This window comes from Pandoraea sp. LA3, from assembly GCF_022696215.1.
GTDB classification, from domain to species: Bacteria; Pseudomonadota; Gammaproteobacteria; order Burkholderiales; family Burkholderiaceae; genus Pandoraea; species Pandoraea capi.
Genome location: NZ_PTPY01000017.1, coordinates 18,249 through 41,837 on the forward strand (window position 1 = coordinate 18,249; position 23,589 = coordinate 41,837).

The window sequence follows — 23,589 nt, forward strand, 5'->3', positions numbered from 1 at the left end:
CATGCGCCGCCCTGATGCCCAGCGTATTGCCAATGGCCTGCGCCGTACGCTCGATGCTCAACGGAAATCATGTGACGAGATGCATCGAGGCGGGCGGCGCGAAGTGCGTTATGGCCGGATCGACAAGATCACCCCGAATGCCATGCGTGCGCGATTGCCCGGGGCAGCGCTCGGCGAGCAATGCCGGGTGATATCGCCGGCGCTGGATGCCGAGGTGATTGCGGTGGAGGGGCGGCACGTCTGGCTCGCCCCTTATGCCGAGCCGAATGGCGTGGCCAACGGTGCGCTGGTGCAAGCGCTGGGGACTGCGTCACGTGTTGCGGTCGGGGAGCATCTGATTGGCGCGGTCCTGGACGGTTTGGGCCGTCCCTTCAGTGCGGACGCTGCTTCGGGCGACGCCGAAGCAGCGGCCGAGAGCGCAGCCGCGGCGCCGTTCGACGTCGAATGGCGTGCGCTGGACGCGGATCCGCCATCGGCGATGCGCCGCGCAATAGTGTCTGCGTGTCTGCCCATCGGCATTCGCGCCATCGACGGCATGCTGACCTGCGGACGCGGGCAGCGTCTCGGGATTTTCGCCGCAGCGGGCGGGGGGAAGAGCACGTTGCTCGCGATGATGTGTCAGGGGGCGGCGGCGGATGTGATCGTGCTGGCGCTGATCGGAGAGCGTGGCCGCGAGGTGAGGGAGTTCATCGAGCAGGCGCTCACGCCGCAAGCTCGGGCACGGACGGTGTGCGTCGTGGCGACGTCGGATCGTCCTGCGCTGGAGCGAATGAAGGCGGCCTACACTGCGACGGCGATTGCCGAAGCGTTTCGTGACGAAGGCAAGAACGTGCTGCTGCTCATGGACTCGCTGACGCGCTTTGGCCGTGCCGTGCGAGACATTGGTATGGCAGCCGGCGAGCCGCTCGGCGCAACGAGTGGGCTGCCGCCAAGCTTTTACGCGCGTCTTCCGCGTTTGCTTGAGCGGGCGGGCACGGGCGAGCAGGGCAGCATCACGGCGTTCTACACGGTGCTCGTGGAGGGAGATAACCTCGACGAGCCGCTGGCCGACGAGGTGCGGTCGATTGTCGATGGCCATATCGTGCTGTCGCGGCGTCTCGCGCAGGAGAACCACTATCCCGCCATCGATGTATCGAGAAGCCTCTCGCGGGTCATGTCACAGGTGGCCCACGAGCAACACGTGGCATGCGCCGCGCGTGTGAGACGTGCGATGGCGCTGGCGGCCGACGTCGAACTGCTGGTACGCGTCGGCGAGTATCAGGCGGGTCATGATCCCGATACCGACGAAGCGCTCGCGCGGGCCCCCGATATCCGCGCCTTCCTGTGCCAAGAGCAGCACGACGTGGCGCCTTTCGACGACACCCTCTCATGGCTCGAACATCTCGCGAGTTGAAGGACCGCGATGGCATTGTCGCGTTGGCGATGCTTGCGCGCCGTCGCGAAGGCGCACTGCGTGCCGCGTTGGCCCGGCTGACGGCGGCGATGCACGACGCCGAAGCCGCACTCGCTGCTTGCGAGCAGGCGTGTGAGACGCGACGTCAGTCGTGGCTGAACGCGTTGTCGCAAGGCGGCGTCTATGACCCACGGGAGGCCGGGGGAGCGTCGCGCGCGGTGGAGGCGCAGCGGCTGTCGCTGACCGACGCCAAGGCCAGTCATCGCCGCGCGCAGGAACGGGCTGGGCAGGCGCGAGAGCAGGTGCGACAGCAGCAGGAGCGCCTGCAGGATAACGCACGAAAACAGGAGAAGTTGCGCGAGCTGCTAACGCTTTACCACTGTTGAATTGGCGACACGAGACGTTTCCCCAACCATTGCCGTCAGGAGGAATACACGATGAACACCATCCGCCGTAGTGGCCTTTCGCTCGATGCTTTCGTCAGTCAGGCCGACAGGTCGGCTTCAGGCCTGCCGCGCCGCAGAGACACGGCGACTGGCCGTTTCGAGCCGTGCGACGCGCGCGACGAGCGAGCCTTCACGCTGACGGGCGATCTGGCGGCACGCGTGACCGGACCGGCCGACGTGCTTCGGTGGCTACGGGTTTGGCATGCGAGACAGGATGCCTGTTGGGATGGCGCGAGTGTCCTGCGAGTCATCGTGCACGGCGGTGCGCTCAATGCGTTGGTCGTCGAAGCACGGCGAGGGAGGCAGGGCATCACCGTGAGCCTGCTGTGTATTGAGCTTGCGATGTACCGCCGTTTGCTGGCGCATCGGGGGGCATTGTCCAGAACGTTGACATCCCGTCTCGCGTTGCCAGTCACGATCGAAGTCGAGGCTCGCTATGTGCCATGAGAGCAATGTCTTGCCGCAAACGGATGGTGGATCGGCAGGCGTTGCTCTATCGCTCGACGATGTACTAGTGGGCCAGGGTTGTCTGACGTTTGCCGAAGGTGATATGGACGTGCGCGTCGGCTGGTTGCGTGCGGGGGACGAAGGACTGGTGGTAACGGCGCATGTTGACGAAGGCGTCATCGGGCAGGTGCGCTTCTGGTGCGATGCGCAGCAGTGGGCGGACTGGATCGCGCCCAGTCTGCCGATGCCGTCATGGGAGGCGTTACCGCACGAGTGGCGTGCTAGCGCGGCGTCGCTCACGCTGGCAACGGAGAGTACCGGCGACGTGCCGTCGGATTCTCTGCCGTCGTCCACTCCGCTCGACGCGTCATCGCCTGGGGATGAGCCTGAGTTGCATTGCACATCGCAGTCCGCTTCATCTTCTGTCTCATGCGCCATTTCGTGGCCCGATGCGGTGGCGATCGCACCTGAACGTGTCGAGACCCTCTGGCGCATGGGCATGGTGCTCAGACGTAACGGGCGGCAGTTGGCACTGCACTATCTCGACGGGGCCACGGCATGGTTGCTAACGCGCTGTGAGCGCGCCACGCCAGCGTACCGGCCGCTCGACCCGTGCGGCTTTCCCGAACGGCATTGCGTGATGGCAGCAGGGTGGGCAGCGTTGCCCGCATCGTTGTGCGATGGACTGCTTGACGGGGGGGCGGTGTTGCTCGACGTTGCCGCCGACGTGACTGCCGGCGAGTATTGGCTGATCGACGGCGACGACGCCATCGCCATGCGTGACGGACAACCTGCCGGGCGGCATGTCGTTTCCCTCGATCGGGCGACCGACGGGGTTCGCGACGCGGGCGCGCTGGAATGCACTCGACTCCTTGCGGTCATCGCGCAAAGGCAGATTCCCGTCCCGTGGCTGGCGGCATGGCGAAGCGGATATGAAACGGCACCACCGCCCACGACGCCGAGTGCGCTGACGCTCAACGGTATTGCCCTCTGGCGCGATGGCGCCCCCTGGAAAAGTGGTCGTCTGCTGCGTTTCGGAGACGGGCGCCTCGCCGTGCAGATCGAACCCGCGATTTTGGTGACGACGCCCAGCGCGCCCGACGCCATTTCGGGTCGTGACCCGATGGGCGTGGATTGCGCGACGTCCTAACATTTCCCGAGACATTTTGCGTGTCGTCGCGCGCTATCACACGTCATCCCACGTCATCGCACGTTACCGGGCGTCCATTGGAGTTTGTATGTCCCTGCTCGACCACCCGGTCCAGCTCATCGTATTGCTCACGCTGCTCTCGATCATGCCGTTGCTGGTGGTCCTGGGAACTGCGTTTCTGAAGCTGGCCGTCGTGTTCGCGCTGCTGCGCAATGCGTTGGGCACTCAGCAGATTCCACCCAATATCGCAATCTACGGCCTGTCTCTCGTGCTCACCTGTTTCATCATGGCGCCGGTCGCGTTCGATATCGAGGAGAACCTCGGCGCGCGTCCGGTGGCGCTATCTTCCAGAAGCTTCGTGGCCGACGTCGACGCCAGCGTGCTCAGTCCGTACCGCAAGTTTCTCACCCGTCACACCGATCCCCGGCAACGCGACTTCTTCACGGGCCTCGGCAGCGAAACATGGCCCGAGGCGCATCGTGACCGGCTTGGCGCAGACTCCCTCCTCGTGCTGATGCCGGCGTTCGCGCTGAGTCAACTCGCCGAAGCCTTCAAGATCGGCCTTCTGCTGTACTTGCCGTTCGTCGTGATCGATCTCGTCATCTCAAACATCCTGCTGGCGATGGGGATGATGATGGTCTCGCCCATGACTATCGCCTTGCCGTTCAAGCTGCTCATTTTCGTGATGATGAACGGCTGGGAGCAACTCGTGCGGCAGTTGATGCTGTCGTACGCATGACGGCGCGCAGGGCTGGCCGATGAGTGAAGCCATCGTCGTCAATCTCACGAGCGAAATGCTCTGGCTCACGCTGCTGATGTCGCTGCCAACCGTCGTCGTCGCCTCCGCCGTGGGGGTGCTTGTCTCACTCGTGCAGGCGCTCACGCAGGTGCAGGATCAGACCGTGCAGTTCCTCATCAAGCTGATCGCCGTGTCGGTCACGCTGGCCGCGACCTACGCATGGATGGGGCATGTGCTGCTTAACTACGCCGGCAATGCGTTCGCGCAGATCAGCCGGATGGGGTGAAGGCCATGCTGACGACCTCCGGTACTTTGCTCGCTCCGCTGTGGACCGATCTGTTCGGCTGGCTGCTGGCGTGGGGCGTGGCGATGCTGCGTCCACTCGGTATTGCGATGCTGCTGCCGGTGCTCTCCGTCGGCATGCTCGGCGCGGGTCTGTTGCGTAACGCACTCGTGCTGGCGCTGGCACTGCCTGTCGTCTCACTTGTGCACGCCACGTCGGAAATGCCGACGCAGTGGGGGGCGTGGGCATCGCTCATCTTGCGCGAGCTTTGCATCGGCGGGCTGCTCGGGTTCGTCGCGACGTTGCCGTTCTGGGCCGTCGACATGACAGGGTACGTGATCGATACGATGCGCGGCGCCTCGATGGCCAGCGTGCTGAACCCGCTCATGGGCGCGCAATCGTCGATCTTCGGTATCGCCCTCACCCAGATGCTCTGTGTGCTGTTCTTCGTGACGCCGGCGGCACACGCGGTACTCACGGCGCTCTACGACTCTTACGTTGTCCTGCCGGTCGGCAGTGGATGGCGTTGGGAGGCGGCGTCGCAGGCGTGGTTGCTGTCGCTGTGGCAGGCGATGCAGGTCATGTGCGTTGCTGTCGCGTTGCCTGCGATGGTCGTGATGGTGCTCGTCGACATGTCGATGGGCTTCGTGAATCGCGCCGCGCAGCAACTCAACGTGTTCTTCCTCGCCATGCCGGTCAAGAGCGCCATGGCGTTGCTCGTGACGGTGGCGAGTCTGCCGTTTGCCATCGCCGTGCCGCTTGCGCACTGGTATCGCCTGCCCGAAGTGTTTCGGACGTGGTCTGCGATGGTGCTACCAGCGTCGTGAGGCACGCATGAGCGAACAGAACCTGCCCCCGACGCCCAAGAAGATCGACGACGCGCGCAAGAAGGGACGCGTTGCCAAGAGCGCCGATCTTGCCGTCTGCATGCAACTCGGCGCGGTGCTCGCCTGGCTGATGTTCGAGGGGCCGGCGCTTCACGATGCGCTGCAAGCGCTTGTCTCGCGCATGCTGCTTGTACTGCGTGACCCCGTCGACGAAGCCGTGCAGGGCATGCTCGGCCCGTCGTTATTGATTTTCGTCCGCTTCACCGGTGGTCTCGGGATTCTGCTGATCGTGACCACATGGCTGGCGATGGTGCTGCAAGTCGGCGCGCTGGTCGCGCCCGAAGCGATCCGTCCCAAGTACGAGCGCATCGATCCCGTGGCCAAGGCGAAGCAGTTGTTTTCGATGCAGTCGCTTTTCGAATTCGGCAAGTCGTTGATCAAGGTCGCCGTGCTGGGCGTGGTGTTTTTCTATCTGATTCGGCAGTACACGCCATCGCTCGCCGTGCTGCCTCAATGTGGCCCGGCATGCGGGCTGGCACTCACGGCCAGGCTGTTGTTCTGGTTGATGGCGGTGCTGGTGGTGGCGTACGTGGTGTTCGGCGGTCTCGACTTTGCGTATCAGAAGTATCAGCTCCGCAAGCAGCTCATGATGTCTCACGATGAAATCAAGCGGGAGTCGAAGGAAGTCGAGGGCAATCGCGAGATCAAGAACAAGCGGCGCGATATCCACCGGGAGACGATCGAGAGCGGCAGTCTGTCAAGCAACGTCAAACGATCGACGGCGGTGGTGCGCAATCCGACCCGGCTTGCGATCTGCCTGCGCTATGTTCCCGGGGAGACGGCGGTGCCGCTGGTCATCGAGAAGGGGCGCAACGAGCGCGCCCGCACGATCGTGCGTATCGCCGAGCGCGAAGGGGTGCCGGTGGTCGAGCATGTGCCGGTGGCGCGTCGCTTGATGGAAGACGTCGAGATCGATGCCCCGATTCCCTCCGACCTGTTCGATGCCGTCGCCGCGATATTGCGTCTGGCGCTCGATCTTCCTTACGAGGTGCAGGCAACGTCAGAGACGGACGCCCCTCGGCATCCTGCGCCGGGAGACGTGGCATGAGCGCCCCGTCGATGCTGCCGTTGCACCGCGTGTGGCGGATCGTCGTCCTCGTGTCGGCAGCGCTGATGTTGAGCGGACTCCCGACGAGAGCCGCGGATCTTGGGCTGTTGCCCCATCATCCCCGCGTGGCTGACGCGCAGATCGCTGTGCCGGTCGTCAGCGCTTTGGCGCGTGGGGCGAGCGTGGAACTTCGGGCTACCCAGGGAGGCGATGCCACCCTCAGTGAGGGGGCCGGCGATTCATCACGTGACGGCAAACGCGCGTTGCCCGATGATCCGCGCGAGGCGGCCAGGCGTCTGGTGTCATCGTTTCGCGAGCAGGACATGGAGACGCCGGTGGCTATCGCGTCCGCAAGGTCGTTGCCTGACGGCGAGGTGAATTCGAGGGGGCGTGGTGCCTCGGACGGGGCTACGGGCGGGCTGATGGACGCACCGGGGAACGTATCCATATCGACGTCGGTAGCCGCGCAGTCCACAACCTTGCCGTCCGCCGAAAGTCAGCCCTCCGCAACGCTCCCCTTCGACACCCTCGTGCGACGCGCTGCGTATGCCAGCTCGGTCGACGCGGCGTTACTGCACGCGATTATCGACACTGAGTCGGGATACGACCCGCAGGCGGTGTCCGAGCGCGGCGCCATCGGGTTGATGCAGGTCCTGCCCCGCACCGGCCAGCGCTTCGGGGTGCGGCGTCTTGAGGATCCTGCCGAGAATGTGAGGGCGGGGGCGTCGTACGTGCGCTGGTTACTCTCGCGATTCGACGGTGACGTGAGCCTCGCGCTTGCGGCCTACAACGCGGGAGAGGGAGCCGTACTGCGCTATGGGCGTCAGGTGCCGCCGTATCCGGAGACGCAGAAGTATGTCCGCAAGGTCATGGCGGGCTATTCGCGGCTACGTGAGGCGGGCGTGCCAGAGGGCGCTGTCGTGGCTGGCGTGGCAGGTACGCCGCATGCGCACGGTATGCCCGGTGCCGCCGGAGGGCCTGCCAACACGGCTCGGGCGTATGCACCTGCCTCAACGTCGTCCCGATCGCCCCTTGCTACGGCGGTACGTGGTGACGGGGTCGCTGGCATGACGTCGGCGAAGGACGGGGATGGTATCCGCGGCACGGCTGACGGCGCCGTCACCAGCGCTGGCAAAAAGGCGGACAACCGCACGGAAAGCGTCAAAACCCCCAGCACCGCAGACCAGAAGGCCGACCGCGCATGGCGTTTACTACGGGGTTTGGGGGCGTTGATTACACGCAGCCCTTCCGCAGACGCCGCGAGGCCCGCCGGGCATGCCGCCCGGGACCGCGATCAGCCGGCGGTCGTCATGCCGTCGCGCGTGCGCGAGCGAACGACTGGCGCCGCGCTGGGGGCAGCCGGGCGGGACGCTAGGGCGTCCGCGCTTCCGGGGTAATCAGAGGGCCGTGGCGGTGACTGGTGCAGGCGCTGCGTTGGTCGGAACGGTATCCGCGACCGAAGGGCGGGCGGACATGCGCTCGAAATGGCGGGCGAGGTTGGGGTGCGTGTCGCGCCAGTCGATCTCCGGATAGCGGAAATCGAGGTAACCCAGCGAGCAGACCACGGCCACGTCGGCCAGCGTCAGGCGGTTGCCCGCGCACCACTGACGTTCATCGAGCCCGCGTGCCATGGCGCGCAGGCTTTCCCGGATCTTGCCCAACTGACGGTCGATGAACTTCTGGGAGCGCGATGCCTCGTCGTGGTACATGCATTCGACGCGAATCTGCACGGCGGCGTCCGTCACGCCGTCGGCCAGGGCCTCCCAGCAGCGCACTTCGGCGCGTTCGCGGCCAGACGGGGGGATGAGCTTGCCGACCGGGGAAAGCGTGTCGAGATACTCGCAGATCACCCGGGAGTCGAACACGGCTTCGCCGTCTTCCATCACCAGACACGGCACTTTGCCGATCGGGTTCGACTCCTGAATGCGGGTGTCGTCCGCCCAGACGTTCTCGAGCTCGAGCTTGTAATCGAGCTTTTTCTCCGCCAGCACGATGCGGACTTTACGAACGTAGGGACTGGCGAGGGCACCGATCAACTTCATGTGAATCCTTGATAAATCGCTGTAGCGCGGGGGAGAGTATAACGTGCGGGATGGCCGGGGCCGGGGAATGGTAAAATACTGGCCTTTCCGAGTTGGCACATCGCCGGCTCCCCCGGTTTTCTTTTTCGGTGCCCAGTGCCATGTCCGACGAATTCTCCCCATTGACCGCGCTCTCCCCGCTCGACGGCCGTTACGCCAGCAAGACCGACGCCCTGCGTCCGTGGCTGTCCGAGGCGGCATTCATGCGCAACCGCGTGAAAGTCGAAATCCACTGGCTGATCGCCCTGTCCAAAGCCGGTTTCGCCGAGATCGCCCCGTTCTCGGGCGCGGCGGAGACGTTCCTGCTGAATCTGGCCGCCAACTTCTCGAACGCCGATGCCCAGCGCATCAAGGACATCGAGAAGGTCACGAACCACGACGTGAAGGCTGTCGAGTACTGGCTCAAGGAGAAGGTGCAGGGCCAGGCCGAGCTGGAGACGGCTAGCGAGTTCATTCACTTCGCCTGCACGTCGGAAGACATCAACAACACGTCGCACGGCATGATGCTCAAGGGCGCGCGCGACGAAGTGATCGTGCCGGCGCTCGAATCGCTCGTCACCAAGCTCAGCGAACTGGCGCGTGAACACGCCGCCCAGCCGATGCTCTCGCGCACGCACGGTCAACCGGCCTCGCCGACCACGCTCGGTAAGGAAATCGCCAACGTGGCGGTGCGTCTGGCACGTGCGCTCGAGCGCATTCGTCGCGTCGAGTTGCTCGCCAAGATGAACGGCGCCGTCGGTAACTACAACGCTCACCTGTCGGCATACCCGGAATACGACTGGGAAAACTTCTCCAAGACGGTCATCGAGCAGCGCCTGGGCCTGACGTTCAATCCGTACACCATCCAGATCGAGCCGCACGACTACATGGCCGAACTGTTCGATGCCGTGGCCCGCGCCAACACGATCCTGCTGGATCTGAACCGCGACGTCTGGGGTTACATCTCGGTCGGCTACTTCAAGCAGAAGACGAAGGCCGGCGAAATCGGTTCGTCGACCATGCCGCACAAGGTCAACCCGATCGACTTCGAAAATTCGGAAGGCAACCTCGGTCTGGCTAACGCCGTGCTGCGTCATCTGGCCGACAAGCTGCCGGTCTCGCGCTGGCAGCGTGACCTCACGGATTCGACCGTGCTGCGCAACATCGGCGTGGCGTTCGGCTACAGCCTGCTCGCGTACGACTCGTGCCTGCGCGGTCTGGGCAAGCTCGAAGTGAACCCGCAGCGTCTGGACGAAGACCTGGACAACACGTGGGAAGTGCTGGCCGAGCCGGTGCAGACCGTGATGCGTCGCTTCGGTGTGCCGAATCCGTACGAGCAACTCAAGGAGCTCACGCGCGGCAAGGGCATCACGCGCGAAGCGCTGCAAGCCTTCATCAAGCAACTGGCCATTCCGGAAGACGCCAAGGCGCGCCTGCTGGAAATGACGCCGGCCAATTACGTGGGTATTGCCGAGTCGCTGGCCAAGCGCGTCTAAGTCGCACCACGACAGCACCACGCGCTTTATCTGACGTAACGAAACGGGCCGCTTCTGCGGCCCGTTTTGCATGGTTCGTCCCCTTGCGCATCGGTACGTCCCCGCCCCCTCGATTTCCCCCGCTTTTCTCCCGTTACATCTCCGTACGTGGTGCCTATGGACGGCTTCGGTCCCGCTTCGGTCCCGCTTCTGTCCTTATGACAACTGTGTCATACGGGTACGCAAGTTGGTGTGTATCATAGCCCCACAAACCATAAGGAGAACCCCACAAATGAAGTTGACTCTCGCAGTTGCAGCGCTTGCTGCTACCGCAGCTATCGTCGTGCCGGCCGTCGCGCAAGCCCAGTTCGCCAAAGCCGACGACGCCGTGGAGTATCGTCAGTCGGCCCTTTTCCTGCTGGGTAACCACTTCGGCCGGATCGGTGCTGTCGTGAAGGGCGATGCACCGTTCAACAAGGACGACGTCGCGAAGAACGCCGAGCTTGTCGCCACACTCTCGAAGCTGCCGTGGCCGGCTTTCGAAGGCGGTCAGACGAACGGCAAGAGCAAAGCCAAGCCGGAAGTCTTCTCCGACAAGGCGAAGTTCAGGGACGCGGCCAACAAGATGGAGACGGCCGTCGCGCAGCTCAACACCGTGGCCAAGGGCGGCGACCTCGCGTCAATCAAGACCGCTTTCGGCGAAGCTGCGCAAACCTGCAAGAGCTGCCACGACAACTTCCGCGCGAAGTAAGCCGTCTGGCCGTTCCTATGGAAAAGCCGGTCGTTTTCGAGCGACCGGCTTTTTCTTTTGCCGCGACGATCTTGCCCCGCAGGGTCAGTAGGACGGCAATGCCGCGACGGCCGGGGTCAGATTCACGATCCGATACACCAGCGCCGAAGCCAGCACGATCAGCACTAGCGCGCCGACGCGTACGCGCCAGTCGTCGCGTGCGGGAAGCACCGGCCCGGCGAGTTTCTTGTCGCCGAGGATCATCGGCTTGATCAGGTCCTTCTTGCGGGCAACGCGGTAATACGCGATCGCCAGCACATGCAGCGCCACGAGCGCGATCAGCACCCATTGATTGCGCAGATGCCAGCCGGTGAGCATATCGCTGGTGTCCTTGTCGATGAACTTGACGAGGGGACCGTCGTTGAAAATGTCGTCGTTCGAGAACAGACCCAGTCCGACCTGAATGCCGAAGAAGAGCAGCATGGCGACGACTGACAAGCCGCCGAGCGGCGTATGGCCCGCAAAACGCCCCTCGGTGCCCGAACCGTCGCGGCCATCGCGCAACGACCGGAAGAACGTACGCGGACCGGTGACGAACGCCGAGAAACGGGCATAACGCGGACCGGCCACACCCCACACGAGACGGAAGATCAGCAGCGCGAGCACCGCGTATCCGCACCAGAAGTGGTAGATCATCGCGTTGCCGCCGGTCTTGGCCGTCACGTAGGCCGCTACCGCCAGTACGACAAACGACCAGTGGAACAGACGAGTGGGCAAGTCCCAGATGCGGATCGGCTTCATTGGCGTGAAATTTCGTAAATAGCGAATTTCGCGAGATTACCGCAAGCCCGTGACGCCTGCACGTTCGGGCGGCAACGGGCCATGTTGGGGGATTTCCCGCACCGCGTAACGGGCGTTCGCTGTCAGGCTGACGGACATTCTCCATGCACGTCCCGCCTGCGCCTGCGCACGTGGCCGCCCGCTCATGAATTCGCTTCCTGCCGACAGCCCGGTCGCGGCCTCCGCTTCCCAATCCCTCCCTCGTTTGCCTTGCCTGGTGCGCTTGAGCGCAACCGTCATGTCGATGACGTGTGCGGGCAACCTGCTGATTCGCCTGTTCGGTGTGGCGACGCTCGCCCCCGGTGTCGGGGCGCAGACCAACGCTCACGAGTGGATGACTTGGCTTTGGTACGGCTTTCGCTACGACCTGTTGCTCGTGAGTTGGGGGATGGCAGTGTGGCTGCTGCCGCTGGCGATCCTGCGCGTGAAGTATGCGTCGACGCCGCTGACCCGCACCGCTTTCACTGTGAGCGTAACTGCGTGGTTCGTGATCCTGAATGCATTAGCGCTGGCGGAGCACTACTACCTGCGCCACTTCGGGGAACCGTTCGGCGCGAACTTTTTCAGTGTGCTCGACGGTGATACCGCCACGGCGACAGACGCCACAACGCACCTCCTGCCCATCGCTATGGCGTTGACGAGTGCCGCATGTCTCGGGGTGGCCCAAGCGTGGGGCACTTTCCGGTATGTATTGGTCCCCGAGCGTGAAGCGACGTGGCGTGATGCCATCGTGCAGGTGCTCGTCGTCTCGATAGTGCTGATCGTGGGATGGGGACGACCTTCGGCGCGTCTCGTGGATCCGGCAGGGATCAGCGTGGCACGGGATCCGGTGCTGGACGACCTGCTCGTCAACACGCCCGTGCGGCTGATCCTCGTACTCAGGCAGGTGTGGGAGCCGTCGCGGGAAGACTTGTCACCGAAGCAAGCGGGGCAGGCGGCGCAACGGGCATTGCGCGCGCATGGATTTGCCGATGCCGCGTCGCTCGTCAAGGCATTGCGGGGCGATGAAAGCGATGAGAGCGACGAGAGTGGCAAGCACGATAAACCCGATGGGCACGATGATTCGGTAGATGACCCGGATGCCACCCGTCCAGCCGATGCCGAACCGACTCATGCGCCTGACGAAGACCCGACGGCGGTGCTGCTGCGCGCGCCGTGGCATCGTACCCCGCCCAACGACAGGCTCGCAGCTCATCCTCCGCACGTGGTGTTCGGTCTCATGGCCGGGTGGGGTGGCTATGGCCTTTCGCTCGATGCTGACGGTTTTCCGATCGCCGGCGCGATGCGCAGACATCTGGACGCCGGATGGTGGTTCCGGCACGCCGTGGCGGCCCGCGCCGACACGTTTTCCACGATCGAGCACTTGCTCGTCAACAGTGGCAGCGCGTCGTCGCTGCTGACTGGCGAGAACCGTCCGGTCGCGTTCGAATCGGCGTCGGCACGACCGTTCCAGCAGCACGGCTATCGAACCGTGTTCGTCTATGGCGGCGCTCGCACGTGGCACAGCATCGAGCGGGTCATGCGCAGGCAGGGATTCGACGACGTCGTCACACAGGCTGACATCGTCGCCCGATATCCGCGGGCCGACACGGGAGGCGATGGGGTGTACGACGGCTATCTCTGGCGCTATGTCCATGACCTGCTGGAGGAGGCGGACGCCAAGGGACAACCGCTCTTCGTTTTCGCGCTGACGACCAGCAATCGCGAGCCCTTCAACGTGCCTGATGATGCCGCCACCGGCCCGTTCGATCTGACGAAGGGATGGCGGGAGTCACCTGCCGACGCCGCCGAGCGTGAGACGCGTCAGCGCGGTGTGCGTGCCTATCGGTACGCGATGGACGCGCTGGGCGATTTCATCGACCGACTCAAGTACTCGCCGATGAGCTCACACACGATTCTGGCGGCGACCGGCGATCATCTCGCGCCGCAATGGCACGATCAGGACAACGCGTTCCTGTCGCCCTTCGAGCAGTACCACGTCCCGATCTATCTGCGCGTGCCACCGGCCTATGCGCCGAGTGGGCGCTTGCGGCTCGACGATTTCGTCGGTCACCGCGATATCTTTCCGACGCTGTATCGGCTGGCACTTTCGGACGCGGCCTACGTCGGATTCGGCGAACCGCTGTTCGGGGCGGTGCCGCAGACGCGTCGCTATGCCGTGGCGCAACAGCGCTATCTGTTTTCGACGGCGGGCGCGCGGGATCTGCGCAGCGGGGTGACCTACGCGCACGCTGATGAGGGCGACCCGGCACTGCTTAGGCAGCAAGCGGTCGACGCGAACACGTCGCTGGCATTGGCTGACTGGTATGGCGAGATGCAGCGGCGCGAGACATCGGTGGCTGGCGGGAAATGATGGCGCGTGACGTGACGATGCATGACGTCGAAGCGCTTGTTCCTAGCGTCGCCGCCCACGCCTGAGCACGACCGTAAGACGAAAAAAAAACCGCCGGACATGCCGGCGGTTTTTCGGATGACGCACTGAAATCGCGCGTCGCCCCGGTCAGACGAATACGTCAGACACGTGCACCGAAGTTGGGGTCGTTGCGATCGACACTTTCTTCGCCATCCTTGCCGTTGTGCTTGATGAGGTCTTCGCGCTTCACGCCGAACCACATCGCGAGCGCCGCAGCCACGAACACCGACGAGTAAATACCGAACAGAATACCCACGGTCAGTGCCAGTGCGAAGTAGTGCAGCGTCTGGCCGCCGAAGAAGAACATCGACAGCACCATCATTTCCGTACTGGCGTGGGTGATGATGGTCCGCGACATCGTCGTCGTAATCGCGTGATCGATGACTTCCTGCACCGTCGCCTTGCGCATCTTGCGGAAGGTCTCGCGAATCCGGTCGAAGATAACGACCGATTCGTTCACCGAGTAGCCGAGCACCGCGAGCACGCCCGCCAGCACCGCCAGCGAGAACTCCCACTGGAAGTAGGCGAAGAAGCCGAGAATGATCACCACGTCGTGCAAGTTGGCGATCACGCCGGCCACGGCGAATTTCCATTCGAAGCGGAACGACAGATAAATGATGATGCCCACGACCACGAAGGTCAGGGCCAGCAGACCGTCGGTGAAGAGTTCGTGCCCAATCTGCGGGCCGACGAATTCCACGCGACGCAGCGACACATCGGGGGCGTCGGCCTTGAGCGCGGTCATCACGGCGTCGCTTTGCTGCGCGCTGGTGACCTGCTTGCCGTCCGAACCGTTCTGGATCGGCAGGCGGATCATGACGTCGCGCGAGGTGCCGAAACTCTGCACCTGCACGTCGCGATACCCCAGCTTGCCGACTTCACCACGAATCTTCTCGAGATCGGCCGCCTGCGTGTAGGCCACTTCCATGACCGTGCCGCCGGTGAACTCGATCGACAGGTGCAGGCCCCGCGTGAGCAGGAAGAACACCGCCGCCACGAAGGTGAGCGCCGAGATCACGTTGAAGATCAGGGCGTGCCGCATGAACGGCACGTCTTTCTTGATGCGGAAAAATTCCATGACTGTTTCCTCTCGCGCCTGCGGTTATTGCTCGCCTGCGTCGGGTGCGTTCGTCGCACCGTCCGGGCGCCAGACCTGACCAATCGCCAGCGACTTGAGCTTGCGACGGCCGCCGTACCACAGGTTGACCAGACCGCGCGAGAAGAACACGGCGGAGAACATCGAGGTCAGGATACCCAGGCAGTGCACCACGGCAAACGCGCGCACCGGGCCCGAACCGAAGGCCAGCAGCGCCAGACCGGCGATGAGCGTGGTCACGTTCGAGTCCAGAATCGTCGCCCATGCATGTTCGAAGCCCAGCGAAATCGCCTTCTGGGCCGATGCGCCCGCCCGCAGTTCTTCGCGGATACGTTCGTTGATCAGCACGTTGGCGTCGATGGCCATACCGAGCGTAAGCGCGATAGCGGCGATACCCGGCAGCGTGAGCGTGGCCTGCATCACCGAGAGCGCAGCCACCAGCAGCAGCAGGTTGAACATCAGTGCGATGACCGAGAACACGCCGAACAGCATGTAATACGCCATCATGAACACGGCGATGGCGAGGAAGCCATACATCACCGAGTCGACACCCTTATGGATGTTGTCGGCACCGAGGCTCGGGCCGATCGTACGTTCTTCGATGATCTCCATCGGCGCGGCGAGCGAACCGGCGCGCAGCAGCAGCGCCAGATCGTTCGCGCCCTGTGCCGAACCCATGCCGGTGATCTGGAAGCTCTGGCCCAGTTCGCTGCGGATGTTCGCCACCGTCAGCACTTCGCCCTTGCCCTTCTCGAACAGCACGATCGCCATCGGCTTGCCGATGTTGTCGCGCGAGACGTCGCGCAGCACGCGCCCGCCTGCGGCGTCGAGCTTGATGTTCACCGACGGTTGCTGGTGGTCGTCGAAACCTGCCGACGCGCTGGTGATGCGGTCGCCGCTGAAGATCACCTGACGCTTGAGCATGACCGGCGCACCGTTGCCATGCAGGAACAGTTCGTCCTGCGGCGGGACCGGCGTTTCCGCCGTGATCAGACGCGGGGCGTCCGGATCGGCCAGACGCGCTTCGAGCGTTGCCGTGCGGCCGATGATGTCCTTGGCCTTGGCGGTGTCCTGCACGCCGGGCAACTGCACCACGATGCGGTCCGGACCTTCCTGCTGAATCACCGGTTCGGCCACGCCGAGTTCGTTCACCCGGTTATGCAGCGTGACGATGTTCTGCTTGACGGCGTTGTCCTGCACCGCACGGCGTGCGGCTTCCGTGAACGCACCCACGACCTTGAACGTGCCGTTCGGGCCGGCTTGCGTCGTGTAGGCGAGGTCGGGCAGACCGTCGCTCAGCGCGCCGCGTGCGCGCTCGGCGTCTGCCTGCGTGCTGAAGGCGGCTTCGATGCCGTTGTCCGTGCGCGTCAGGCCGTTGTGGCGGATGTTCTTGTCACGCAGCAGCGTGCGGGCATCGGCGGCTGCCGCGTCCAGACGCTTGGTGATCGCACCGGCCATGTCGACTTGCAGCAGGAAGTGCACACCGCCGCGCAGGTCGAGGCCGAGATACATCGGCAGCGCGTGGATCTTCGAGAGCCATTCCGGCGAGGCCGACAACAGGTTGAGCGCCACGACGAAGGTCGGGTCGGTCGCGTCGGCGTTCAGCGTCGACTGGAGCAGGTCTTTGGCGCGCAGCTGCGTGTCGGTGTCCGCGAAGCGAATCCGCACGCTCGGGTTGTTGCCCGTGCTGTCGAACACCGCGCCGTTGTAGGCGATGTTCTGTGCCTTGAGCGCGTCTTCAGCGCGCGAAAGCGTCGAGGGATCGACCTTGACGGTCGCCTTGACGCTGGAAATCTGTACCGCCGGCGTTTCACCGAACAGGTTCGGCAGCGTGTAGAGCACCCCGATGGCAAGAGCCACCAGAATGACGATGTATTTCCAGAGAGGATAGCGATTCATAGCAGCGGGCTAGGGTGATGCCTCATGGCAAACCGTGCTTCAGACCGTCTTGCACGGCGACACCGACGTGTGGACCGGTGTCGCCATGCACTGCGGCCGCCGGTAAGGGCGGCCGCAAGCGGTTGTGCGAAGGATCAGAGCGCCTTGATGGTGCCCTTCGGCAGCAACGTGGTGATTGCGCCCTTCTGCACATTGATCTCGACGTTGTCGGCGATTTCAACGGTCACGAAGGTCTCACCGACCTTCGAGATACGACCGGCCAGACCGCCCGAGGTCACGACTTCGTCGCCCTTGGTCAGTGCGGCCAGCATGTTGCGGGTCTCTTTCTGACGCTTCATCTGCGGACGGATCATGATGAAGTACAGCACCACGAACATCAGCACGAGCGGCAGGAAGCTCATCAGGCTGCTGGTCGGGCTGGCGGCGCCTGCCGTCTGAGCGTACGCTTCGGAAATCAGCACGTTCGGTTCTCCTTATGTAAGACGTGTAGAAGCCGCGTGTGCCGGACTTCCGGACACGCGCGGCGTGTGTTTCGGTGCGAGGATGCAGGATCCAAGCCCGGCATTTTACCACTGCCCGACCCCGTTCCCGGGGGATTCGGTGCCCGAGTCGATTGTCCTCGGACCCCGGCCGTCACTGCACGCCGCGCGAGCGATCGGCCTTGAACCTGGCGACGAACGCGTCGAACTGGTGCGCTTCGATGGCATCCCGGATTTCCTGCATCAGCGTGAGATAGTAATGCAGGTTATGGATGGTGTTGAGCCGCGCTCCCAGAATCTCCCCGGCTCGCTGCAAATGGTGCAGATAGGCGCGCGAGAAGTTTCGACAGGTGTAACAGCCGCAAGTTTCGTCCAGCGGGCGCGTATCGCTCTTGTGCGATGCGTTGCGGATCTTCAGATCGCCGAAGCGCGTGAACAGCCAGCCGTTGCGGGCGTTGCGCGTGGGCATCACGCAGTCGAACATGTCGACGCCGGCGGCCACACCGGCCACGAGATCCTCCGGCGTGCCCACGCCCATCAGGTAATGCGGTTTGTTCGCAGGCAGACGCGGCGCCACATGCTCCAGCACGCGCATCATGTCTTCCTTCGGCTCGCCGACCGACAGCCCGCCGATGGCGTAACCGTGGAAGTCCAGCTCCGAGAGTCCGGCGAGCGATTCGTCGCGCAAATGTTCGTACATGCCGCCTTGAACGATGCCGAACAGCGCGTTCGGGTTCTCGAGGCGGTTGAATTCGTCGATGGAGCGCTTGGCCCAGCGCAGCGACATGCGCATCGACTGACCCGCTTCCGATTCCGTGGCCGGACGGCCGTCGATCTCGTAAGGCGTGCATTCGTCGAACTGCATGACGATGTCCGAGTTGAGCACGCGCTGGATCTGCATCGAGATTTCCGGCGAGAGGAACAGGCGGTCGCCGTTCACCGGCGACGCGAACTTCACACCTTCTTCGCTGATCTTGCGCAGATCACCGAGGCTGAACACCTGAAAACCACCCGAATCCGTGAGAATGGGCCGATCCCAGCCCATGAAGCGGTGCAGGCCGCCATGTGCGGCAATCGTCTCCAGACCCGGGCGCAGCCAAAGGTGGAAGGTATTGCCGAGGATGATCTGGGCGTTGTTCTCGACCAGTTCGACCGGCGACATCGCCTTGACCGAGCCGTAAGTGCCCACGGGCATGAAGATGGGCGTCTCGACCACGCCGTGGTTGAGCGTGACGCGCCCCCGGCGGGCTTGCCCGTCGGTGGTGATGAGTTCGAACTTGAGCATGTATAGTGCGCCCCGGCACCACCGGCAAAACAAGCCGGCGCCCGCTCGGGACGTGAAAAAAGTGGCCCGCGCCCCATGCGCGGCCAAGGCGGTATTGTACTTGGTCACACGGCCGTGGATCCCGCGGCCGTACGGATTCAGGCAGCGGCCTTCGGGGCGTCCTGAATTTCGACGCGCGACAGGATCATCGCGTCGCCGTAGCTGAAGAAGCGGTAGCGCTGTTCGATGGCGTGACGATACGCCGCGCGGATCGTCTCCATGCCCGAAAACGCGGAGACGAGCATGAGCAGCGTGGACTTCGGCAGGTGGAAGTTGGTGATCAGACGATCGACGAGCTGGAAGCGATAGCCCGGGGTGATGAAGATGTCCGTCTCGGCACTGCCGGGACGCAGCGTGCCCGGCTCGCCCCCGGCGGCACGCGTGGCCTGCGCGCCGGACTCCAGGGCGCGCATCGACGTCGTGCCCACGGCGATCACCCGTCCGCCGCGCGCGCGCGTGGCGGCGATGGCGTCGACCAGTGACGGCGTGATTTCGTACCACTCCGAGTGCATCTTGTGCTCGCCGATGTTGTCCACGCGCACCGGCTGGAACGTGCCTGCGCCGACGTGCAGCGTGAGCGTGGCACGTTGTACGCCGAGCGCGTCGAGCCGGGCGAAGAGGCCGTCGTCGAAGTGCAGTCCGGCCGTCGGGGCCGCCACGGCGCCCGGGTTACGGGCGTAGACGGTCTGGTAGCGGGTCTCGTCGGCGGCGTCGGCATCGTGTTCGATGTACGGCGGCAGCGGCAGACGCCCGTAGGTCTCGAGCAGCGTGTAGCAGTCGTCCGGGAAGTGCAGCGTATAGAACTGATCGACGCGCTCGCCGACGGTCACGTCGAAGGCATCTGCCAGACGCAGCGCGGTGCCGGGCGGCGGGCTCTTGCTGGCGCGGATCTGGGCGAGCGCGGTGCGTGCGTCGATCACGCGCTCGACGAGCACCTCGATCTTGCCGCCGCTCGCCTTGTGGCCGAACAGGCGTGCCTTGATGACGCGCGTGTCGTTGAATACGAGCAGATCGCCGGGGGCGAGCATCGCGGGCAGATCGGCGAAGCGACGATCGTACAGATGGGGCGGCGTGACGCTGCCGTCGACCTCCAGCAGGCGGCTGGCGGTGCGCTCGGTGAGCGCGGTCTGCGCGATCAGTTCGGGCGGCAGGTCGAAATCGAAATCAGAAAGGGTATACATCAGCGTTTACAATGCTAAGGTCTGTCCAGACCCTGAAACCGACATTTTACTTGGTTCGTCCGATAGCCCGCCGGATCGCGATGTGATCCCTCGATGGCCAGACCGGCAAACCAGGCATCAACGCTTCCGACGCCCCCGACTCGCGACTGCATGACCGAACGCAGAATGCCCGCCACCGCGCCTGACGACGCCTCCGCCGACCTCGTGGATCTTGCCGACGCTGCAAGTCCGCCGGCGCACGCCGCTTCGCGTCCCGCAGACAAAAGCGCGAAGCGCGGCGCCAAACCGTCGGGCACGAAGGCTGAAAAGTCCGAAAAGCCGGGCAAGCCCGCCAAGAAGGAGAAGGACGCCAAGCCCGCCGCGAAGAAAGCCGCCGGCAGTGCGGACAAGCTCGCCAAGCTCGGCCTCAAGCGCGACATCGATCTGATCCTGCATCTGCCGATGCGCTACGAGGATGAGACCACGCTACGCAAGATCGGCGAAGTGCTGCCGAGCGAACTCGCGCAGGTAGAAGGGGTGGTGACGTCGAGTGACGTGGCCTACCGGCCGCGCCGCCAGTGGGTCGTGCGTATCGCCGACGAAGGCCACGAACTGGTCCTGCGGTTTCTGAATTTCTACGGCAGTCAGCAAAAGCAGCTTGCCGTCGGCACCCGCGTGCGCGTGCGTGGCGAAGTCCGCGGCGGCTTCTTCGGACTCGAGATGGTGCACCCCGCCTATCGGGTCGTGCAGGACGCTGCCGCGCCGCTACCCGAATCCCTGACACCGGTGTATCCGAGTGCGGCTGGTCTGTCGCAGGCCTATCTGCGAAAGGCGATTCACAACGCGATGGATCGCACACCGCTGCCCGAGCTTCTGCCGCCGGGGCTGCTGCAAGACGCCATCGGTCCGGATCATCCGCTCCCCGCCCTTGCCGACGCGGTCCGCCTGCTGCATGCCCCGCCACCGAACGTCTCGGAGACGGCGCTCATGGAGCGCTCGCATCCCGCGTGGCTGCGTATCAAATGCGAAGAATTGCTCGCCCAGCAGTTGTCGCTCAAACGGGCGCAGGCGGCGCGTCGTCGTCTGTCCGCCCCGGCCCTTGGCAAGCATGTGCCGGGAGGCTTGCTCGAACGCTTCGAAGCCGCGCTGCCTTTCCGGCTGACGGGGGCGCAGCAGCGCGTCTGGGCCGAAATTCGCGCCGATCTGACCGAGGCGCATCCGATGCAGCGTCTGCTGCAAGGGGACGTTGGCAGCGGCAAGACGATCATCGCGGCGCTCGCCGCCGCGCAAGCCATCGACGCGGGATTTCAGGCCGCCATCATGGCGCCCACGGAAATCCTCGCGGAGCAGCATCTGCGCAAACTCTCGGCGTGGCTCACACCGCTGGGCGTGGAGGTCGCGTGGCTCGCCGGCAGCATGAAGGCGAAGGAAAAGCGCGAAGCGCTGGCCCGCGTGGCCAGCGGCGAAGCGCAACTCGTGATCGGCACGCACGCCATCATTCAGGACACGGTGACGTTCGCGCGTCTGGGCATGGCCGTCGTCGACGAACAGCATCGCTTCGGCGTGGCGCAACGTCTCGCGCTGCGCAGCAAGATGCAGACGGCGGGCATGGGACCGAACGCCATGCCGCATCAGTTGATGATGAGCGCGACGCCGATTCCGCGCACGCTCGCCATGACGTACTACGCCGATCTCGACGTCTCCGTCATCGATGAATTGCCGCCGGGCCGCAGCCCTGTCGTGACGAAGCTGATCAGTGATACGCGGCGTCCGGAGGTGATCGACCGCGTGCGCGCGGCGGCGCTTGCCGGGCGGCAGGTCTACTGGGTGTGCCCGCTGATCGAAGAGAGCGAGGCGCTGCAATTGCAGACCGCTGTCGACACGCATGCGCAACTGGTGGCGGCGCTGCCGGACTTACGTGTCGGCCTCGTGCACGGACGTCTCTCGCCCGCCGAGAAGGCCGCCGTGATGGAAGACTTCACGCGCGGCGACACGCACTTGCTGGTGGCCACGACCGTCATCGAAGTCGGTGTGGATGTGCCTAACGCGTCGCTGATGGTGATCGAGCACGCCGAGCGCTTCGGCCTCGCGCAGTTGCACCAGTTGCGCGGGCGCGTCGGTCGCGGCTCGGCGGAATCGGTCTGTTTGCTGATGTATGCGTCGCCGCTGTCGATGGGCGCGAAGGCGCGCTTGCAGACCATGCGCGAGACGACCGACGGTTTCGTCATCGCCCGGCGCGATCTGGAAATTCGTGGCCCCGGGGAGTTCCTCGGGGCGCGTCAGTCGGGGGCGGCCATGCTGCGCTTCGTCGATCTGAATGAAGACGCGTGGCTGATTCCGGGCGCGCAGGAGGCGGCTGAGGTGCTGCTCAAATCGCATCCCGGCGCTGTGGCCGCACATCTGGAGCGCTGGCTCGGGGCGCGTGAAGACTATCTGAAGGCTTGATGACGGTTTGAAGCACGCATGATCCTCGCGGCGTCGGCGTCGGCGTCGGCGTCGGCGTCGACGACATTGACGACATTGACGGCATCGACGGCATCGACGGCAGCGGCGGGGGGGAGGGTGACGGCAGGTGTGTGACGCGATGGGCGTCGCCCGAAATCGGTGAAAACGGGCATTTGCCGTCCGATTGTGCTATAAAAAACAAAATCTATCGATTGCGGTAATTCGATTAATTTACACAGGTTAGGACGACATGACCCTCACGGAACTCAAGTACATCGTGGCGGTGGCGCGTGAACGCCATTTCGGTCGCGCGGCGGAAGCCTGTTTCGTCAGCCAGCCGACGCTCTCGGTGGCCATCAAGAAGCTCGAAGACGAGCTGAACGTACAGATTTTCGAGCGTGGCGCCGCCGAAGTGAGCGTGACGCCGCTCGGCGAGCAGATCGTGGCCCAGGCGCAGCGCGTGCTCGAACAGACCATCGCCATCAAGGAAATCGCCAAGCAGGGACGTGACCCGCTCGCCGGGCCCCTGCGTCTGGGCGTGATCTACACCATCGGGCCGTATCTGCTGCCGGCGCTCGTCAAGCAGATGATCGAGACCACGCCCCAGATGCCGCTGATGCTGCAAGAGAACTACACGCTCAAGCTCATCGAATTGCTCAAGCAGGGCGAGATCGACGCGGCCATCATGGCGTTGCCGTTCCCCGAGAGCGGGCTGATGGTGCGTCCGCTCTACGACGAGCCGTTCGTCGTGGCGTTGCCGCGCTCGCACCCCTGGGCCGGCCGTCCGCAAATCGACGCGGGCGATCTCAAGCAGGAGACGATGCTGCTGCTCGGCAGCGGGCATTGCTTCCGTGACCACGTGCTAGGTGTGTGTCCCGAACTGATGCGTTTCTCGCAGAACGCCGACGGCATTCAGAAGACGTTCGAAGGCTCCTCGCTGGAGACGATTCGCCACATGGTCGCGAGCGGCGTGGGTATTACCGTGTTGCCGAAGACGTCGGTGCCCGAAACGCAGTCGCCAGACAGTCTGCTGAGCTACGTGCCGTTCTCGGCGCCGGTGCCCGACCGTCGGGTCGTGCTGGCGTGGCGCAAGAGCTTCACGCGTCTGCCGGCTATCGAGGCGGTGGCGCAGGCCATTGCCCGATGTGATCTGCCGGGCGTGATTCCGCTCGATCTGCCGGCGACGTCCAACTGATGGATCACTGACCGACGGGTAGGTGGCTGGATCGTCCCGGCCCACACCCCTCACCACATCGCCGAAGTCTCCCGTTTCAG

The 23,589-nt window shown here is 64.4% G+C and carries 21 protein-coding genes; 14 read left to right on the forward strand and 7 right to left on the reverse strand.

Going from position 1 to position 23,589, the window contains the following annotated elements:
- Position 1 precedes the first annotated feature (1 nt).
- The 9 genes from C5N93_RS02315 to C5N93_RS02355 all read left to right on the forward strand — a co-directional run bounded on the left by C5N93_RS02315 (position 2) and on the right by C5N93_RS02355 (position 7,790).
- Positions 2–1,393, forward strand: coding sequence for a FliI/YscN family ATPase (locus tag C5N93_RS02315; RefSeq protein WP_277990177.1), 1,392 nt, complete (start codon positions 2–4; stop codon positions 1,391–1,393).
- On the forward strand, positions 1,369–1,779 hold the full coding sequence (locus tag C5N93_RS02320; protein ID WP_242558111.1) for a hypothetical protein: 411 nt from the start codon (positions 1,369–1,371) through the stop codon (positions 1,777–1,779). The genes C5N93_RS02315 and C5N93_RS02320 overlap by 25 nt, the downstream gene beginning before the upstream one ends.
- A 51-nt stretch (positions 1,780–1,830) precedes the next feature.
- Complete coding sequence (locus C5N93_RS02325) at positions 1,831–2,286, forward strand: hypothetical protein (protein ID WP_242558112.1); 456 nt, start codon at positions 1,831–1,833, stop codon at positions 2,284–2,286.
- A gap of 10 nt (positions 2,287–2,296) precedes the next feature.
- A complete protein-coding gene (locus tag C5N93_RS02330) occupies positions 2,297–3,436 on the forward strand; it encodes a hypothetical protein (protein ID WP_242558113.1) in 1,140 nt (379 codons plus the stop codon).
- Between the two features lie 88 nt (positions 3,437–3,524).
- Positions 3,525–4,175, forward strand: coding sequence for a type III secretion system export apparatus subunit SctR (gene sctR, locus C5N93_RS02335; RefSeq protein WP_242558114.1), 651 nt, complete (start codon positions 3,525–3,527; stop codon positions 4,173–4,175).
- 19 nt (positions 4,176–4,194) lie between these two features.
- A complete protein-coding gene (sctS, locus tag C5N93_RS02340; RefSeq protein ID WP_069341429.1) occupies positions 4,195–4,461 on the forward strand; it encodes a type III secretion system export apparatus subunit SctS in 267 nt (88 codons plus the stop codon).
- A 5-nt stretch (positions 4,462–4,466) separates the two neighbouring features.
- A complete protein-coding gene (gene sctT / locus C5N93_RS02345; RefSeq protein ID WP_242558115.1) occupies positions 4,467–5,285 on the forward strand; it encodes a type III secretion system export apparatus subunit SctT in 819 nt (272 codons plus the stop codon).
- Positions 5,286–5,292: 7 nt separating this feature from the next.
- Positions 5,293–6,393, forward strand: coding sequence for an EscU/YscU/HrcU family type III secretion system export apparatus switch protein (locus C5N93_RS02350; RefSeq protein WP_242558116.1), 1,101 nt, complete (start codon positions 5,293–5,295; stop codon positions 6,391–6,393).
- Entirely contained in the window at positions 6,390–7,790 is a 1,401-nt protein-coding gene (locus C5N93_RS02355) for a lytic transglycosylase domain-containing protein (RefSeq protein WP_242558117.1), read from the forward strand. The genes C5N93_RS02350 and C5N93_RS02355 overlap by 4 nt, the downstream gene beginning before the upstream one ends.
- Here C5N93_RS02355 and C5N93_RS02360 read toward each other — a convergent pair whose 3' ends face one another.
- Positions 7,791–8,435 carry a glutathione S-transferase N-terminal domain-containing protein gene (locus tag C5N93_RS02360; protein WP_242558118.1) on the reverse strand — a complete coding sequence of 215 codons (645 nt, stop codon included), beginning with the start codon at positions 8,433–8,435 and terminating at the stop codon, positions 7,791–7,793.
- Between the two features lie 140 nt (positions 8,436–8,575).
- Between C5N93_RS02360 and purB the strand changes: the two genes are divergently transcribed.
- Positions 8,576–9,949: an adenylosuccinate lyase gene (purB, locus tag C5N93_RS02365; RefSeq protein ID WP_150722086.1), complete on the forward strand. Its 1,374-nt coding sequence runs from the start codon at positions 8,576–8,578 to the stop codon at positions 9,947–9,949.
- A 271-nt stretch (positions 9,950–10,220) separates the two neighbouring features.
- Complete coding sequence (locus C5N93_RS02370; RefSeq protein ID WP_242558119.1) at positions 10,221–10,679, forward strand: cytochrome c; 459 nt, start codon at positions 10,221–10,223, stop codon at positions 10,677–10,679.
- Positions 10,680–10,763: 84 nt separating this feature from the next.
- Here the strand turns inward: C5N93_RS02370 and C5N93_RS02375 are convergent, their stop codons facing one another.
- The gene (locus C5N93_RS02375; protein ID WP_242558120.1) at positions 10,764–11,459 is read right to left on the reverse strand and encodes a cytochrome b/b6 domain-containing protein; all 696 of its coding nucleotides are present in this window, start codon (positions 11,457–11,459) and stop codon (positions 10,764–10,766) included.
- 184 nt (positions 11,460–11,643) lie between these two features.
- Here C5N93_RS02375 and C5N93_RS02380 point away from each other — a divergent pair, with 184 nt between their 5' ends.
- The gene (locus C5N93_RS02380; RefSeq protein WP_242558121.1) at positions 11,644–13,851 is read left to right on the forward strand and encodes an LTA synthase family protein; all 2,208 of its coding nucleotides are present in this window, start codon (positions 11,644–11,646) and stop codon (positions 13,849–13,851) included.
- A 160-nt stretch (positions 13,852–14,011) separates the two neighbouring features.
- Here C5N93_RS02380 and secF read toward each other — a convergent pair whose 3' ends face one another.
- The 5 genes from secF to queA all read right to left on the reverse strand — a co-directional run bounded on the left by secF (position 14,012) and on the right by queA (position 19,890).
- The gene (secF, locus tag C5N93_RS02385; protein WP_150722090.1) at positions 14,012–14,989 is read right to left on the reverse strand and encodes a protein translocase subunit SecF; all 978 of its coding nucleotides are present in this window, start codon (positions 14,987–14,989) and stop codon (positions 14,012–14,014) included.
- A 24-nt stretch (positions 14,990–15,013) separates the two neighbouring features.
- Positions 15,014–16,906 carry a protein translocase subunit SecD gene (gene secD, locus C5N93_RS02390; protein ID WP_242558122.1) on the reverse strand — a complete coding sequence of 631 codons (1,893 nt, stop codon included), beginning with the start codon at positions 16,904–16,906 and terminating at the stop codon, positions 15,014–15,016.
- Between the two features lie 134 nt (positions 16,907–17,040).
- Positions 17,041–17,307 (reverse strand): preprotein translocase subunit YajC, encoded by a 267-nt coding sequence (yajC, locus tag C5N93_RS02395; protein WP_240493473.1) that lies wholly within the window; start codon positions 17,305–17,307, stop codon positions 17,041–17,043.
- A 232-nt stretch (positions 17,308–17,539) separates the two neighbouring features.
- Positions 17,540–18,670 (reverse strand): tRNA guanosine(34) transglycosylase Tgt, encoded by a 1,131-nt coding sequence (gene tgt / locus C5N93_RS02400; RefSeq protein ID WP_069341418.1) that lies wholly within the window; start codon positions 18,668–18,670, stop codon positions 17,540–17,542.
- Between the two features lie 137 nt (positions 18,671–18,807).
- The gene (gene queA / locus C5N93_RS02405) at positions 18,808–19,890 is read right to left on the reverse strand and encodes a tRNA preQ1(34) S-adenosylmethionine ribosyltransferase-isomerase QueA (protein ID WP_242558123.1); all 1,083 of its coding nucleotides are present in this window, start codon (positions 19,888–19,890) and stop codon (positions 18,808–18,810) included.
- Between the two features lie 150 nt (positions 19,891–20,040).
- On the opposite strand from queA, the gene recG reads away from it, so the two are divergent.
- A complete protein-coding gene (gene recG / locus C5N93_RS02410; protein ID WP_242558124.1) occupies positions 20,041–22,314 on the forward strand; it encodes an ATP-dependent DNA helicase RecG in 2,274 nt (757 codons plus the stop codon).
- Between the two features lie 250 nt (positions 22,315–22,564).
- Positions 22,565–23,509 (forward strand): LysR substrate-binding domain-containing protein, encoded by a 945-nt coding sequence (locus C5N93_RS02415; RefSeq protein ID WP_150722095.1) that lies wholly within the window; start codon positions 22,565–22,567, stop codon positions 23,507–23,509.
- Positions 23,510–23,589 lie beyond the last annotated feature (80 nt).